12 protein-coding genes and 1 pseudogene are annotated in these 15,652 nt (G+C 76.5%); all 13 read left to right on the top strand.

Annotated features, from left to right (window positions below):
• The first annotated feature begins 56 nt into the window (after positions 1-56).
• Positions 57-929: an SDR family NAD(P)-dependent oxidoreductase gene (locus tag ABEB09_RS30930; protein WP_345693215.1), complete on the top strand. Its 873-nt coding sequence runs from the start codon at positions 57-59 to the stop codon at positions 927-929.
• Between the two features lie 117 nt (positions 930-1,046).
• Positions 1,047-2,069 carry a glycosyltransferase family 2 protein gene (locus ABEB09_RS30925; RefSeq protein ID WP_345693214.1) on the top strand — a complete coding sequence of 341 codons (1,023 nt, stop codon included), beginning with the start codon at positions 1,047-1,049 and terminating at the stop codon, positions 2,067-2,069.
• Positions 2,070-2,133: 64 nt separating this feature from the next.
• Entirely contained in the window at positions 2,134-2,685 is a 552-nt protein-coding gene (locus ABEB09_RS30920) for a D-glycero-alpha-D-manno-heptose-1,7-bisphosphate 7-phosphatase (RefSeq protein ID WP_345693213.1), read from the top strand.
• The gene (locus ABEB09_RS30915; protein WP_345693212.1) at positions 2,682-3,689 is read left to right on the top strand and encodes a glycosyltransferase family 9 protein; all 1,008 of its coding nucleotides are present in this window, start codon (positions 2,682-2,684) and stop codon (positions 3,687-3,689) included. Before ABEB09_RS30920 ends, ABEB09_RS30915 begins: the two co-directional genes overlap by 4 nt.
• A 142-nt stretch (positions 3,690-3,831) precedes the next feature.
• Positions 3,832-4,785: a glycosyltransferase family 9 protein gene (locus tag ABEB09_RS30910; protein ID WP_345693211.1), complete on the top strand. Its 954-nt coding sequence runs from the start codon at positions 3,832-3,834 to the stop codon at positions 4,783-4,785.
• On the top strand, positions 4,782-5,645 hold the full coding sequence (locus ABEB09_RS30905; protein WP_345693210.1) for a glycosyltransferase: 864 nt from the start codon (positions 4,782-4,784) through the stop codon (positions 5,643-5,645). The genes ABEB09_RS30910 and ABEB09_RS30905 overlap by 4 nt, the downstream gene beginning before the upstream one ends.
• A 523-nt stretch (positions 5,646-6,168) precedes the next feature.
• The gene (locus ABEB09_RS30900) at positions 6,169-7,263 is read left to right on the top strand and encodes a carboxylate-amine ligase (RefSeq protein ID WP_345693209.1); all 1,095 of its coding nucleotides are present in this window, start codon (positions 6,169-6,171) and stop codon (positions 7,261-7,263) included.
• Positions 7,264-7,643: 380 nt separating this feature from the next.
• A complete protein-coding gene (locus ABEB09_RS30895; protein ID WP_345693208.1) occupies positions 7,644-8,615 on the top strand; it encodes an NAD-dependent epimerase/dehydratase family protein in 972 nt (323 codons plus the stop codon).
• Positions 8,616-8,694: 79 nt separating this feature from the next.
• A pseudogene (locus ABEB09_RS30890) lies at positions 8,695-10,361 on the top strand (carbamoyltransferase family protein).
• Positions 10,362-10,393: 32 nt separating this feature from the next.
• Positions 10,394-11,359 carry a glycosyltransferase gene (locus tag ABEB09_RS30885; RefSeq protein ID WP_345693207.1) on the top strand — a complete coding sequence of 322 codons (966 nt, stop codon included), beginning with the start codon at positions 10,394-10,396 and terminating at the stop codon, positions 11,357-11,359.
• Positions 11,356-12,606 carry a glycosyltransferase gene (locus tag ABEB09_RS30880; RefSeq protein WP_345693206.1) on the top strand — a complete coding sequence of 417 codons (1,251 nt, stop codon included), beginning with the start codon at positions 11,356-11,358 and terminating at the stop codon, positions 12,604-12,606. The genes ABEB09_RS30885 and ABEB09_RS30880 overlap by 4 nt, the downstream gene beginning before the upstream one ends.
• 637 nt (positions 12,607-13,243) lie before the next feature.
• Entirely contained in the window at positions 13,244-13,900 is a 657-nt protein-coding gene (locus tag ABEB09_RS30875; protein ID WP_345693205.1) for a D-sedoheptulose-7-phosphate isomerase, read from the top strand.
• Positions 13,897-15,291, top strand: a complete 1,395-nt coding sequence (rfaE2, locus tag ABEB09_RS30870) for a D-glycero-beta-D-manno-heptose 1-phosphate adenylyltransferase (protein WP_345693204.1) — start codon at positions 13,897-13,899, stop codon at positions 15,289-15,291. Before ABEB09_RS30875 ends, rfaE2 begins: the two co-directional genes overlap by 4 nt.
• Positions 15,292-15,652: the final 361 nt, after the last annotated feature.

Genomic DNA, 15,652 nt, shown 5'->3' with positions numbered 1-15,652 from the left:
GAACGATAAACCACCGAGCCCTGTTCGAGCCAATCGGGCCGGGGTACCCGGGCCCGATGAACGTCGCGAAGCCCCTGGCCGTGGTGACCGGCGCCTCCACCGGCATCGGCTACGAACTCGCCCGGCAGTTCGCCGTGCACGGGTTCGACCTCGTGGTCTGCGCCGATGAGCGGCGGCTGGAAACCGCCGCCGGCGAGCTGCGCCGCCTGGGCGCCGAGGTCGTGGCCGTGCGGGCCGACCTCGCCCTGTACGACGGGGTCGAGCAGCTGCACCAGGCGGTCGCCGCGACCCGCCGCCCCCTCGTCGCCGCCGCGCTCAACGCCGGCGTCAGCACCGGCGGGGCCTTCCTCGCCACCGACCTGGCCGACCAGGCCCGGATCCTCGACCTGAACATCGCCTCCACGGTCCACCTGGCCCACCGGCTACTGCCCGCCATGGTCGACGTGGGCGAGGGCCGGCTGCTGATCACCTCGTCCATCGCCGCCCATGTCCCGGGCCCGTACCAGGTGGTCTACAACGCCTCGAAGGCGTTCCTCCTGTCCTTCGCCGAGGCGCTGCGCGACGAGCTGCGCGGCACGGGCGTCACCGTCACCGCGCTGCTGCCGGGCGCGACCGACACCGCGTTCTTCCGGCGCGCCGGAATCCAGGACACCCTGCTCGGTCTCGGGGACAAGGACGACCCGGCGCTCGTCGCCGCGCAGGGATTCGCGGCCCTGATGCGCGGCCGGGGCACGGTGTTCGCCGGTTCGCTGCGGAGCCGGCTCGGCGGGTACGCGGCACGGGTGCTGCCGCACGCGCTGACCGTGCCCGCGTACCGGCGCAGGTCCCGGCCCCTGCGGGGCATCCGGCCCCCCGTTCCGCACGGCACGCCTCTCGGCGCGGGGCCCGAGGGCGTACGCGGGGCCGGGGAGCCGACGCACGGCCCGTAGCGGCCCGGGGAGCGCGCGGCGTGCGGGCACCGCCCTGCGAAGCGGCCCGATTCATGCATAAAGTGCTCGAACAGGAGCACTCCGTATGCTTTCGACCGGAACGGGAGGCGCCGACGTATGACCCCTCCGCCCGCCTCGTACGCCGTGGTCGTCCCCACCATCGGGCGGCCCTGTCTCGCCGAGTGCCTGGCGTCGCTCGCCCGCAGCGAGGGGCCGGCGCCGAGCCGGATCGTCGTCGTCGACGACCGCCCCCGCCTCCCCGGGGCGCCCGGCGAACAACCGGCCCCCCTCTCCCTCGCGCCGCTCGGCCCGCTCGCCGACCGGGCCACCGTGGTGCACAGCGGCGGCCGCGGCCCGGCCGCCGCCCGGAACGCCGGGATCCGCGAGGTGCCCGAGCCCTGGACGGTCCTCCTCGACGACGACGTCCGCGTGGGCCCCGACTGGCGCACCGAGCTGACGCGCGACCTGGCCGACGCGTCGCCCGACACGGGCGGCGTCCAGGGCGTGCTGCGGGTGCCCCTGCCCGACGGGCGGCGCCCCACCGACTGGGAGCGCAACACGGCGGGGCTGGAGAAGGCCCTGTGGGCGACCGCCGACATGGCGTACCGCACCGAGGCGCTCAGGGCCGTCGGCGGCTTCGACGAACGCTTCCCGCGCGCCTTCCGCGAGGACGCGGACCTGGCCCTGCGGGTGATCGACGCGGGCTGGCTGATCCGGCGCGGCCGGCGCCGTACGGACCACCCGGTGCGACCCGCCGACCGGTGGGTGTCGTTGCGCGTGCAGCGCGGCAACGCGGACGACGCGCTGATGGTGCGGCTCCACGGACCCCACTGGTGGGACCGGGCGGCCGCTCCCCGGGGCCGTATCCGCAGGCACGCGGCGATCACGGCGACGGGCGCCGTCGCGTTCGCTCTCGCGGTGGGCGGACGGCGCAGGGCGGCGGCCGTCGCCGCGCTCGGCTGGCTGCTGGGGACGGCTGAGTTCGCCCGCGCCCGCATCGCGCCCGGCCCGCGCACCGCCGACGAGGTCCTGACCGTGGCCGTGACCAGCGCGCTCATCCCCGCGCTCGCCACCTGGCACCGCCTCAGCGGCGAACTGCGCCACCGCTCGGCGGGCTGCTGGAACGGAGGCGGCGCATGAACGGCACACCGACCCCGGCCTCCGGCCCCGGGCGGGTGAGCGCCCTCGGGAGACGCCGGGGCCGGTGCCCGGCCCGCTGCCCGGGGCGGTGCTGTTCGACCGCGACGACACCCTGATCGTCGACGTCCCCTACAACGGCGACCCCCGGCGGGTGCGGCTGATGCCCGGGGCGCGTGAGGCGGTGCGGCTGCTGCGGGCCCACCGGATACCGATCGGGGTCGTGTCCAACCAGTCGGGCATCGGGCGCGGGCTGCTCACCGAGGCGGCCGTGCTGGAGGTCAACGCGCGCGTGGAGGTCCTGCTGGGCACGGGCCTCGACACCTGGGTCCACTGCCCGCACACCCCGCAGGACGGCTGCGCCTGCCGCAAGCCCGCGCCCGGCCTCGTCGTGGAGGCGGCACGGCGGCTGGGCGTCACGCCGGAGCAGTGCGTCGTGATCGGCGACATCGGCAGCGACATGGGGGCGGCCCGGGCGGCGGGCGCGCGGGCCGTGCTGGTGCCCACGACGCGGACGCTGCCCGCCGAGGTGGCGTCGGCGCCGCAGGTGTGCCGGGACCTGCCGGCAGCGGTCCGGCACGTGCTGGGGCACCCGGCCGCGGTACGGAGGACGGCATGAGGGCGCTGGTCGTACGGCTGGACAGCTTCGGGGACGTCCTGCTCGCCGGTCCCGCCGTCCGGGCGGTCGCCCACCGCGCCGACCGGGTCGCGGTGCTGTGCGGGCCGGTCGGGGCTCCTGCGGCGCGGATGCTGCCGGGCGTGGACGAGGTGCTGGTGTGGGAGGCGCCCTGGGTCGGGTTCACCCCGCCGCCCGTGGACCGGACCGACATCGGGCGGCTGGTGGACCGGGTGGCCGCGGCCCGCGTGGACGTGGCGCTGGTCCTGACGTCGTTCCACCAGAGCCCCCTGCCGGCGGCGTTGCTGCTGCGCATGGCGGGGGTGCCGCACATCGCCGCGGACTGCGTGGACGCGCCGGGCTCGCTCCTGGACGTACGCCATCAACGGGCGCCGCGCGCGCACGAGGTGGAGGCGGCGCTCGACCTGGCCGAGGCGGCGGGCTTCCCGCGCCCGCCGGGCGACGACGGCCGCCCGCGGGTGCGGCACGCGCGCGGCGCGCCGGACCTGACGGGCGAGGGCCCGTACGTGGTGGTGCACCCGGGTGCGAGCGTGGCCGCCCGCCGGTGGAGCCCGGAGCGCTGCGCCCACGCCGTACAGCTCCTCGCCGGCGCGGGGCACCGGGTCGTGGTCACGGGAGGGCCCGACGAACGGGACCTCACCGCGTTCGTGGCCGGGGCGGACGGCCTGGACCTGGGCGGCCGCACCGCTCCCCCGCAGCTGGCGGCCGTCCTGGCCGCGGCCGGGGTCGTGGTCACCGGCAACACCGGCCCCGCGCACCTGGCGGCGGCGGTCGGCACACCGGTGGTCTCGCTGTTCTCGCCGGTGGTCCCCGCCGAGCGGTGGGGCCCCTACGGCGTCCCGCACGTCCTGCTCGGCGACCAGACGGCCCCCTGCGCGGCGACGCGCGCCCGCGAATGCCCGGTGCCGGGCCACCCCTGCCTCGACGAGGTGACGGCGGAGGACGTGGTGGCCGCGGTCGGCAAGCTGCTGGACGGCCCGGCATGACCGCCGGGTCGTACCCGGCGGAGCTTCCCCTGCCCCGCCCCTTCCCGGAACCGGGGGCTGCGCTGATGTCAGCCCCTCCGGCGTTCGAGGAGCGGGGGTTCGGGGGGCAGAGCCCACCGATTCGCGCCCGGGGGGCCTCGCCGTGAGGCCGCGGGTCCTGGTGTTGCGGGCGCTCGGGCTCGGGGATCTGCTGGCCGGGGTGCCGGCGCTGCGCGCGGTGCGCCGGGCGTTCCCCGCGTACGAGACGGTGCTCGCCGCGCCCGCCGGCCTGGCGCCCGTCGCGGCGGCGACCGGTGCGGTGGACCGGCTGCTGCCCGCGTCGGCGCCCGGCCGGGCCGTGCCGGTCCGGCTGGACTGGACGGGGCCGCCGCCCGAGGTGGCCGTGGACCTGCACGGCAAGGGCCCGTCGAGCCATCTGCTGCTGGAACGCGTGCGCCCCCGGCGGCTGCTGGCCTTCGCGCACCCCGGGACCCCGCACATCGCCGGGCCCGCGTGGACGGCGGACGAGCACGAGCGGGCGCGCTGGTGCCGGCTCCTGCGCTGGTACGGCGTACCGGCCGACCCGGACGACGTACTGCTGCCCCCGCCCCCGGAGCCCTCACCGGCGCCGGGCGCGGTCGTCGTCCACCCGGGCGCGGACTCGGCGGCACGGCGCTGGCCCCCGGAGCGGTACGCCGAGGTGGTGCGAGCGCTGCGGGGACGCGGGAAGCGGGTGGTGCTGACCGGCGGTCCCGGGGAGGACGCCCTGCTGGACCGGGTCGCCGGGCCCGCCCGGCTGGACCCCCACGACGTCCTGCGGGGCGGGCTCCCGTACGAGCGGCTGGCCGCGCTGTGCGCGGGCGCGGCGGCCGTGGTCAGCGGCGACACGGGGATCGCGCACCTGGCCGTCGCGTACGGCGCGCCCTCCGTCACCCTGTTCGGCCCCGTACCGCCCCACCTGTGGGGCCCGCCCCCCGGACACCGGCACATCGCCCTGTGGCACCCCGGCCCGCCGGGGGACCCGCACGGCGCCGCCCCCGACCCTCAACTGCTGCACATCACGCCCGACGAGGTCCTGACGGCCCTCGCCACCCACCTGGAGGCGTGCCGCTCGTGACCGCTGCCCCGCGCACCACCGTCGTCGTGATCACCCGTGACCGCCGCGACCAGCTCCTGCACACCCTGGACCGGCTGTCCCGGCTGCCCGAGCGGCCCCCGCTGATCGTCGTCGACAACGCGTCCACCGACGGCACCGCCGAGGCGGTCGCCCGCCACCACCCCGATGCCCGGCTCCTCAAGCCCGGCCGCAACCTCGGCGCCGTGGGGCGCACCCTGGGCGTGCGGGAGGCCCGGACGCCGTACGTGGCGTTCAGCGACGACGACTCCTGGTGGGAGCCCGGCGCGCTGGCCACCGCGGAGCGGGTCCTCGACGCGCACCCGCGCGTCGGGCTGCTCGCGGCGACCATCCATGTGGCCAACCAGAACGCCCCCGACCCCCTGAACGCGGAACTCGCCGCGTCTCCCCTCGGCCACGCCGCCGACCTGCCCGGCCCACAGGTGCTGGGTTTCCTCGCCTGCGCGGCCGTCGCCCGGCGGGAGGCGTTCCTCGCCGCCGGCGGGTACCACCCCGTGGTGTTCTTCGGGGGCGAGGAGCAGCTGCTCGCGTACGACCTCACGGCCTGCGGCTGGGCCGTGTGCCACTGCCCCGAGGTGCGGGCCGTGCACCGGCCGGTGGGCGGCGTGCGGGACGGGCGGCGTGCGGTCATGCGGCGCAACGCGGCGCTCACCGCTTGGCTGCGGCGGCCGGTGCGGGTGGCGCTGCGGCAGACGGGGGCACTGGTGGTGGCCGCGCCGCGGGATGCCGAGGCCCGCGAGGCCCTCCGCGGCCTCGTGGCCCGGCTGCCCGCGGCGCTGCGCGCCCGCGCGCCGCTGCCTCCCGACGTCGAGGCTGCGGCCCGCCGCGTGGACCTGTCCTGACGCCCGCCCCACCCCACCGGCGGTGAGCCGCCCACGGACGGGCAGGCCCGTCCACCCCACCCCCACCGGGGGTCAGACGCCCGACAACGGGACGGGGGTGGACCGGGGGTCGCGCGCGCAGGATTGGCGACGCAGCAACGCCTCGCTCTCACGGGCCCCGCACGAGCCAATCTGAGCACGTGACCCCCGGGCCGCCACCGGACCCACCCACCGTCGTGGCGCGCCGGGGCTGGGCCCTCAGGCCGGGGGGCCGTTCCGTCGTTGTGCCCACCCGTTCCTCCCCAAGGACTACGTCCAGGGGGGGGACCCCCATGCGGAACGACTGCCCACAACGACGGAACGGCGGCACAGCGACGCCAGCCCACCACGACGGAACGGCGGAACGGCGGCGCCAGCCCACAGCGACGAACGTGGCGCGGTCCGCGACGAGGAGCGGAGGCGAGGGACGGTTCCGGCCGGGTGCTGGGGAAGCGGTTCTCGGGGGGTCCGGTTCGTGGGGGTTTTTCCGGGTACCCGGCGGCACATGATCACTGTTGGGGTCGAGGAAGAGTATCTGCTGGTCGATCCGGTCACCTGCCTTCCCGTACCGCTCGCGGACGAGGTCCGCGCCGCCGCCGGGATCCAGCCGATCGTGAACGACCAGGAGATCCAGTCCGAGCTGCTCCAGGCCCAGGTGGAGGTCGCCACTCCGGTATGCACCGACCTGGACGAGGTCGGCGGCCACCTGCTGCGGCTGCGGCACGCGGTGGGTACGGCGGCCGAGAAGAACGGCTGCCGGATCGTGGCGTGCGGGGCCGCCCCGCTACGCGAGCCGGCACCGGTGCCGGTGACCGAGAAGGCCCGCTACCTGGCCATGCGCTCTCAGGCCCCGCAGCTGGTCGCGGAGCAGTTGGTGAACGGCATGCACGTGCACGTGGGCGTGCCCGACCGGGACACGGCCGTAGGCGTACTGAACCGGATCAGGGTGTGGCTGCCCGTCCTCGTGGCCATGGCGGCGAACTCGCCCCTGTGGGACGGCAAGGACACGGGCTTCGCGAGCTGGCGGACGGTGGTCTTCGGCCGCTGGCCGGTCAGCGGCCCGCCCCCCTCCTTCGCGGGGATCGAGGACCATGACCGGCGGGTGAGAACGCTGCTGGACTCCGGGGCGATCTCGGACACCGGACAGATCTACTGGCAGGCCCGCCTGTCGGACCACTACCCGACGCTCGAGGTGCGCTGCATGGACGTGCAGCTCAGGGCCGACACGGCCGTCATGTACGCCGGCATCGTGCGGGCGCTCGTGGCGACGGCGCTGCGCGAGGAAGCGGCCGGGCTGCCGGTGCCGTACTGCCCGCCGGAGCAGCTCCAGGCCGCGAACTGGTATGCCGCGCGGCACGGGTTGAGCGATCTGCTGATGGACCCGGAGGGCCGCTGCCGCCGGGCCGGCGACGTGCTGTGCCTGCTCATCGACGCCATCACGCCGGCTCTCATGGAGACGGGCGACGACCGCGAGGTCACGTCCCTGGTGCACCGGCTGCTCCAGCAGGGCACCCCGGCGGACCAGCAGCGCAGAGCCCTCGCGGAGGGCGGGATGACGGGTCTGACGGACCTGCTCATCTCGGAGACGGTGGCGCCCTGACGACCACGAGCACGGCGCGTGACTCACCCGGTCGGCCCACACCACCGCGCCCCGGCCCCCCGTTCGGCCCAGCCTGGTCCCGGGGCCCGGGGTGACTCTTCCCCGGTCGGCCGGAACACCGGAACCGACTCGACGGCCCGCCCCACGACCACCCCCGAGACGACCCCGAGCCCACCTCACGCCCCCCCGAGAGGCCCCCAGACCACCCCACGACCGCCCCTGGACCAGCCCACGACCACCCCGAGACGACCCCGAGACCGCCCCCAGACCAGCCCACGACCACGACCACCACCAAGACAGCCCACACCCACCCCACGAACCACCTCCACGACCACCGCCGACCGCCCGACGACCACTCACGACGACCCCGAGGAGACCGGATGGACACCGCCCTTCCCCGCAGCTGGCAGCACGCCGTCGTCACCGGCGGCGCCGGCTTCGTCGGCTCGCACCTGTGCAGCGCCCTGCTCGACTCCGGTACGGCCGTCACGTGCGTCGACGACCTGAGCACCGGCCGCCCGGAGAACGTCGCGGCGCTGCGCGGCCGTCCCGGCTTCACGTTCGTGGAGGCCGACGTCGCCGAGCCGTTCGAGGTGGACCGGCCTCCTGATCTGGTGCTGCACTTCGCCTCCCCCGCGTCGCCGGCCGACTATCTGCGGCTGCCGATGCACACCCTGGAGACGGGCAGCCTCGGCACCCGCAACGTGCTGGCGCTGGCCGCCCGCGCCGGGGCGCGGTTCGTGCTCGCGTCGACGTCCGAGGTGTACGGCGACCCGCAGCAGCATCCGCAGAGCGAGCGCTACTGGGGCAACGTCAACCCGGTGGGCCCGCGCAGTGTGTACGACGAGGCCAAGCGGTTCGCGGAGGCGCTGACGACCGCGCACGCGGAGGCGCACGGCACGGACGCGGGCATCGTGCGGCTGTTCAACACCTACGGTCCCCGGATGCGCGGCCACGACGGCAGGGCGGTGCCCACCTTCGTACGGCAGGCGCTGGCGGGTGAGCCGCTGACCGTCACGGGCGACGGGCGGCAGACCCGGTCACTGTGCTACGTCGACGACACCGTCCGCGGGGTGCTCGCGGCCGCCGCGCACGGGATGCGCGGCCCGGTGAACATCGGCAATCCGACCGAGATCACCATGCTGGACCTGGCCCGGCTGGTCATCGAGCTGTGCGGCTCCTCGTCCGAGATCCGTTACATCGAGCGGCCGACGGACGACCCGGCCGTGCGCTGCCCGGACATCACGCTCGCCCGCGACAAGCTCGGCTGGGAGCCGCGGGTGACCGCCGAGGACGGGCTGCGGCGCACCATCGCCTGGTTCCGCGACACCCTCCGGGCCCGCCACCGCTGAGCGCGGCCCTCCGCCGCCGGCCGTCGCGGTCGCCGGTTCCCGCCGTCTCGCCCCCGAAAGCCGAAAGGTCAGGGACGTCATGCGCATTCTCGGAATCAACGCTCTCTTCCACGACCCCGCCGCCGCGCTCGTGATCGACGGACGGACCGTCGCGGCCACCGAGGAGGAACGCTTCTCCCGGCGCAAGCACGGAAAGCGGCCGGTGCCGTTCTCCGCGTGGGAACTGCCGGAGAAGGCCGCCGCCTGGTGTCTGCAGCGCGCGGGGTTGCGGCCCCAGGACCTCGACGCGGTGGCGTACTCGTTCGATCCCGAACTGGCCCGCCCGGCCCATGAGATGGGGCTCGACGACCCGTGGGACCACCTGCGGGTGACGTACGCGCGCGAGGCGCCCGGGTTCCTCAGGACGGCGCTGCCGGGCCTCGACCCGGCGATCGTGCGGTTCGTGCCGCACCACATGGCGCACGCGGCGTCGAGTGCCTTCGCGGCGGACGGCGCGGACATGTCGTCGGTACTGGTCCTGGACGGCCGCGGCGAGCGGGCCTCGCACCTGGCGGCGCGCCGGGTCCACGACCGGCTGGAGGCGCTGGCGGCGCAGGAACTGCCGCATTCGCTGGGCCTGGTGTACGAGGAGCTGACCGACCACCTGGGATTCCTGCGCTCGTCGGACGAGTTCAAGGTGATGGCGCTCGCCTCGCACGGCCGGCCCGGATGCTGTCCGAGCTGCGCCGGTACGTGTACCCCACGGGCGACGGCGGGTTCCACGCCACCGGTGTGCCGTGGCACGAGCTGTGCCCGCCGCGGGGCGCGGACGAGCCGTGGACGCAGGACCACGCGGACGTGGCGGCGAGTGCGCAGGCCGTGCTGGAGGAGACGCTGCTGGACCTGGTGCGCTGGCTGCACGGGCAGACGCACGACCGGGTGCTGACGCTGGCGGGCGGTGTCGCGCTGAACTGCGTGGCCAACGCCCGGATCGCCCGCGAGGGCCCGTTCTCGCGGGTGTGGGTGCAGCCGGCGGCCGGTGACGCCGGTACGGCGCTGGGCGGGGCGCTCCTGCTCGCCGCGGGCGGCGGGGACGACCCGCAGCCGATGGGCGGCGCCGACCTGGGCCGGGAGTGGTCCGACGCGGAGCTGGCGGCGTGGCTGAAGACGGCGGCCGTGCCGTTCGACCGGCCCCCGGACATCGCGGCCACGGTGGCCGCGGCCCTGGCGGACAACGCGATCGTCGCCTGGTTCCAGGGGCGTTCGGAGTACGGCCCGAGGGCGCTCGGCCACCGTTCGCTGCTGGCCCACCCGGGGCACGCGGGGAACCTGGAGCGGCTCAACGACGTGAAGGGCCGTGAGCAGTTCCGGCCGGTGGCGCCGATGGTGCTGGCCGACCGGGCGGCTGAGATCTTCGAGGGGCAGCTGCCCAGCCCGTACATGCTGTTCGTGCACGACGTGGCGCCCGAGTGGCGGGAGCGCATCCCGGCGGTGGTGCACGTGGACGGCACGGCGCGGATCCAGACCGTGGACCGGGCGGCGGAGCCGCTGGTGGCGCGGATGCTGGGCGAGTTCGAGCGGCTGACGGGGCTGCCCATGGTGGTGAACACGAGCCTGAACACGGCGGGCCGGCCGATGGTGGACGACCCGCGCGACGCGCTGGAGTGCTTCGGCTCCTCGCCCGTGGACCTGCTCGCGATCGGCCCGTACGCCATCCGGCGCGGCGAGTTCTTCGCGTCGGACTCGGAGTCCGTACGGACGCCTTGAGGACCCGGCCGGAGCGGTGAGGAGGACGACCCATGAACATTCTGCTGTGGCATGTACACGGCTCGTGGACGACGGCGTTCGTGCAGGGACCGCACACCTACCTGGTCCCGGTGCTGCCCGGGCGCGGCCCTGACGGGCGGGGCAGAGCGCAGACGTTCTCCTGGCCCGACTCCGTACGCGAGGTGACACCGGATCAGCTGCGCGCCGAGCAGGTGGACCTGGTGCTCCTCCAGCGGCCGGAGGAGTTCGCGCTCGCCGAGCGGTGGCTGGGCGGCCGCCGCCCCGGCCGGGACGTGCCGGCCGTCTTCCTGGAGCACAACGCGCCGGACGGCGACGTACCCGACACCCTGCACCCGTGCGCCGACCGCGACGACCTGACGCTCGTCCACGTCACGCACTTCAACCGGCTGTTCTGGGACAACGGCCGCACCCGCACCGAGGTGATCGAGCACGGCATCGTCGACCCCGGTCACCTGTACACGGGGCGCCTGCCCCGGGCGGCGGTCGTGGTCAACGAGCCGGTGCGGCGCGGCCGTTACACCGGTACGGACCTGCTGCCCGCGCTCGCCGAGGCGGCGCCGCTGGACGTGTTCGGGATGCGCACCGAGGGCCTGGCCGCCCATCTGGGGCTGCCCGAGGAACGCTGCCGCGCCCAGGACCTGCCGCAGCGGGACCTGCACGCCGCGATGGCGGAACGCCGGGTCTACGTGCACCCGGTGCGCTGGACGTCGCTCGGTCTGTCCCTGCTGGAGGCGATGCACCTCGGCATGCCGGTCGTGGCGCTGGCCACGACGGAGGCGGTCGAGGCGGTCCCGGTGGGAGCCGGGACCCTGTCGACCCGGCCGGAGGTGCTGGCCCGGGCCGCCCGGCACTACCTCGACGAGCCGGAGGCGGCCGCCGAGGACGGCGCCCGGGCCCGGCAGGCGGCCCTCGAACGGTACGGCCTCAAGCGCTTCCTGGACGACTGGGAGCGCGTGATGACGGAGGTACGCTCATGACCACCCCCAGCTCGCAACGCCCCGTGGGCCCCCTGTCCGTGGCGCTCGTCTCGGAGCACGCCAGTCCCCTCGCGGCACTGGGCGGCGTGGACGCGGGCGGTCAGAACGTGCACGTCGCACGGCTGGCGTCGGGGCTCGCGGACCGCGGCCACCGGGTCACCGTGTTCACCCGGCGCGACGACGAGGACCAGCCCGACGAGGTGGAGGTGCGGCCGGGCGTCGTCGTGCACCACGTGCCGGCCGGACCGCCCGAGGCCGTACCGAAGGACGAACTGCTGCCTTACATGCCGGAGTTCGGCCGCCACATGGCCGAGGTGCTCCGGGACGAGCCGCCCGACCTGATGCACTCCCACTTCTGGATGTCCGGGATCGCCGCGCTCCTCGCGACCCGGGCCCTGCACGTGCCGCTCCTGCACACGTACCACGCGCTCGGCACGGTGAAGCGGCGCCACCAGAGGGCCGCCGACACCAGCCCGCCCCAGCGCATCGCGTACGAACGGCAGGTCGGGCTGGCCTGCGACCGGATCGTGGCGACGTGCCGCGACGAGGTGCACGAGCTGAGCCGGATGCACATACCGCCCGACCGGGTGAGCGTCGTGCCGTGCGGCGTCGACCCCGAGCAGTTCTGCCCGGCGGGCCCGGTCGCCGAGCGCGGTGAGGCCCGCTACCGGCTGGTCCAGCTGGGCCGCCTGGTGCCCCGCAAGGGGGCCGCGGTGTCCATCACCGCGCTCACCCGGCTGCCCGACGCGGAACTCGTCATCGTGGGCGGCCCGCCGCCGGCCCGGCTGGACGGGGACCCCGAGGTGCGCCGGCTGCGCGACGTGGCCCGGCTCGCCGGGGTCGCCGAGCGGGTGCGGTTCACCGGCGCGGTGTCCCGCGACGACGTGGCACCGATGCTGCGCAGCGCGGACGTGGTGGTGTGCCCGGCGGACTACGAGCCGTTCGGGATCGTCCCGCTGGAGGCCATGGCCTGCGGCCGGCCCGTGGTGGCCAGCGCCGTGGGCGGGCAGCTCGACACGGTCGCCGACCCGCAGTGCGGGCGGCTCGTGCCGCCCCGCGACCCGGACGCGCTGGCCCGCGCGGTCGCGGAGTTCCTGGCCGACGCCTCCCTGCGCGCCTCCTGCGGCGCGGCGGGCCGCCGCCGGGTGCTCAGCCGGTACGACTGGACGCGCGTCGCGGCGGCCACGGAGGCCGTGTACGGCGAGGTGTGCGCGACCGCCCGGTCGACGGTCTCCGGGGCGGCGTGAGGTGCGGCGGACGATGCCCCGGCGGACGTGGGCGGTGGCGGCGGACGTCCGTCGCCGACCACGGGCCCGGTGCGCGCGGGGGCCGGCGCTCCCGGCCCGCGACAGGGGCGTGGGCGCCAGGCACGGCGGACCCGGCGGGGGCGTGGGCCCGGGACACGGCGAACCCGGAAGGGACGTGCGCCCGGGACACGGCGAACCCGACAGGAACGTGCGCGCCACGCACGGCGAACCCGACAGGAACGTGCGCGCCAGGCACGGCGGACCCGGCGGGGGCGTGGGCCCGGGACACGGCGGACCCGGCAGGGGCGTGGGCGCCAGGTGCGGCGGATCCGGCAGGGCTCCGTCGTTCCCGGTCCAGGGCGCCCGGGCCGGACCCGGCTCGGCAGCCCGCCCCAGGTCGGGCAGCCCCCGGTCCCCACCGGCGGACGACAGGCCGGAAGGCAGCAGCGCCTGCGCGGGCCCTTGACGGCGGAAGACCGGACGGGCCCCGCCCCGTCGGCAGCCGCCGGCGCGCGCGGTACATGCAGAGCCCGGCCCACCCACCCAGAGGAACGGGAACGTTCCGACCCCGCCGCACAGACGAAGGAGGTGCGGGTCCGGCCGCCGTCCCACCGGACGCGGTGCGTCCCCAACACCCATGACCGACTACCCCCTCGCTGCACGAGACGCCGCGGACCGGCACTGCCGGTCCCTCCAGGACGCCCTGGGCCGGTTCCGGCGGGACCACCTGGACCGGATCGCCGAGTGGGGCGGCCGGCTCGCCGTCGTCCTCCCCGCCGGGGGGCGGCTCCTGGCCGCCGGGAACGGCGGCAGCGCCGCCCAGGCCCAGCACCTCACGGCCGAACTCGTCGGCCGCTACCGGGACGAGCGGCCCGCGTACTCCGCGATCTCCCTCCACGCCGAGACGTCCAGCCTCACCGCGATCGGCAACGACTACGGCTTCGACGAGGTGTACGCCCGTCAGGTCGCCGCCCACGGCCGGCCCGGTGACGTGCTCCTGCTGCTGTCCACGTCGGGCCGCAGCGCCAACCTCCTCGCCGCGGCGAAGGCGGCCCGCACGGCGGCCCTGCGGGTGTGGGCCCTGACCGGCCCGGCGCCCAACCCGCTGGCCGACGCGGCGCACGAGGCGCTGTGCGTGGACGCCGGCACGACCGCGACCGTGCAGGAGCTGCACCTCGTCGCGGTGCACGCGCTCTGCGAGTGCTTCGACGCGGCCCTGGCCGACGACACCGCCACCGCACGGACCGCGGCCGGTGCGGCGGCCCGCGTCACGGTGCACTGGGGTGCCGCGTGAGCGCCCGGCAGCCGCTCGTGGTCGTCGGGGACGTACTCCTCGACGAGGACATCGAGGGCACCTCGACACGGCTGGCACCCGATGCTCCCGCGCCCGTCGTGGACGTGACCGCCGACCACCGGCGGCCCGGCGGAGCGGGACTCGCCGCGGCGCTGGCCACCCGGGGCGGCCGGGAAGTGGTGCTGGTGACGGCACTGGGCGACGACCCGGCCAGCGACGCCGTGCGCCGCTCGCTCGACGGCCGCGTGCGGCTGGTGGAACTGCCGCTGCACGGCACCCTGCCGGTCAAGACACGGGTCCTCGCGTCCGGGCGGCCCCTCGTCCGCATCGACCGGGGCGGCGGCGACCCGGGCGAACCCGACGCGGCCGTGCGGGACACGCTCTCCGGCGCGCACGCGGTGCTCGTCGCCGACTACGGGCGGCGCACGGCGAGCGCGGTGCGCGAGCACCTGGCGGCCGTGGCCCCGCGGATCCCGGTCGTCTGGGACCCGCACCCCCGGGGCGACACACCGGTGCCGGGCGCCCGGATCGTCACGCCGAACAGCGCCGAGACGCGGGCGCTGAGCCCCGGGGACGGCGAGTCGCTGCGCGCGTACGCCGAGCGGGGCGCCGACCTCGCGGAGCGGTGGCGCGTGGCCGCCGTCGCCGTGACGCTCGGCGAGCGCGGGGCGCTGCTGACGCGGCCCGGCGGAGGTACGCCGATGCTGGTGCCCGCGCCGTACCGGGCCAAGGGCGATCCGTGCGGGGCCGGCGACTGCTTCGCCGCGGCGACGGCCGCGGCGCTGGCGGACGGGGCGCTGCCGGAGGAGGCGGTGCAGCGCGGCGTCGCCGAGGCGGCGGCGTTCGTCGCGGCGGGCGGAGCGGGCAACCCGGCCCTGTGGCACAGCCCGTCGGCGGCCCGCCACCACGAGCCGCCGCTGACCGACCCGTACGCGCTCGCCGAGCGGGTACGGGCGCGGGGCGGCACCGTCGTGGCGACGGGCGGCTGCTTCGACCTGCTGCACGCCGGGCACGTGGGTCTGCTGGAGAGCGCGCGGCGCATCGGCGACTGCCTGATCGTGTGCGTCAACTCGGACGCGTCCGTCGCCCGCCTCAAGGGCGCGGGCCGCCCGCTGAACCCGCTCGCCGACCGTACGCGCGTGCTGGCGGGGCTCGGCAGCGTCGACGCCGTCGCGGTCTTCGACGGGGACACGCCGGCGGAGCTGCTGACGCGGCTGCGGCCGGACGTGTGGGTCAAGGGCGGCGACTACTCGGCCGACGAGCTGCCGGAGGCGGAGGTCCTGCGCGCGTGGGGCGGCCAGGCGGTGGTGCTGCCGTACCTGAACGGCCGCTCCACCACCCTCCTGGCCCGCAAGGCAGCAGCCGCCGCAACCCCCCACCGGCCCCGCTAGGGACCACCCCGGCCGGCGCCGCCGGTGCCGCGGTGCCGCCGTTCCTGCTGTGGGCATGCGTTCCGCCAAGGGCGGAACGGGTGGGCACAGCAGGAACGGCCCCCCGGCCTGAGGGCCCACCCCCAGCGCGCGCCACGACGGTGGGTGGGTCCGGTGGCGGCCCGGGGGTCACGTGCTCAGATTGGCTCACTCGGGCCCCGAAGCGTGAAACGTCCCAGCACCGCCAATCCTGCGCGCGCGACCCCCGGACCACCCCCGTCCCGTGCGTGGGCGGCGCGCGGCCGGTGGGGGTGGGGTGGACGGGCCTGCCCGTCCGTGGGCGGCTCACCGCCGGTGGGGGGTGGGCGGGCCCGCCCGCCCC

This window comes from Streptomyces coeruleoprunus, assembly GCF_039542925.1.
Taxonomy (GTDB): domain Bacteria; phylum Actinomycetota; class Actinomycetes; order Streptomycetales; family Streptomycetaceae; genus Streptomyces; species Streptomyces coeruleoprunus.
The sequence above is the reverse complement of the archived record's forward strand: the minus strand, read 5'-3'. Positions and strand labels throughout refer to the sequence as shown.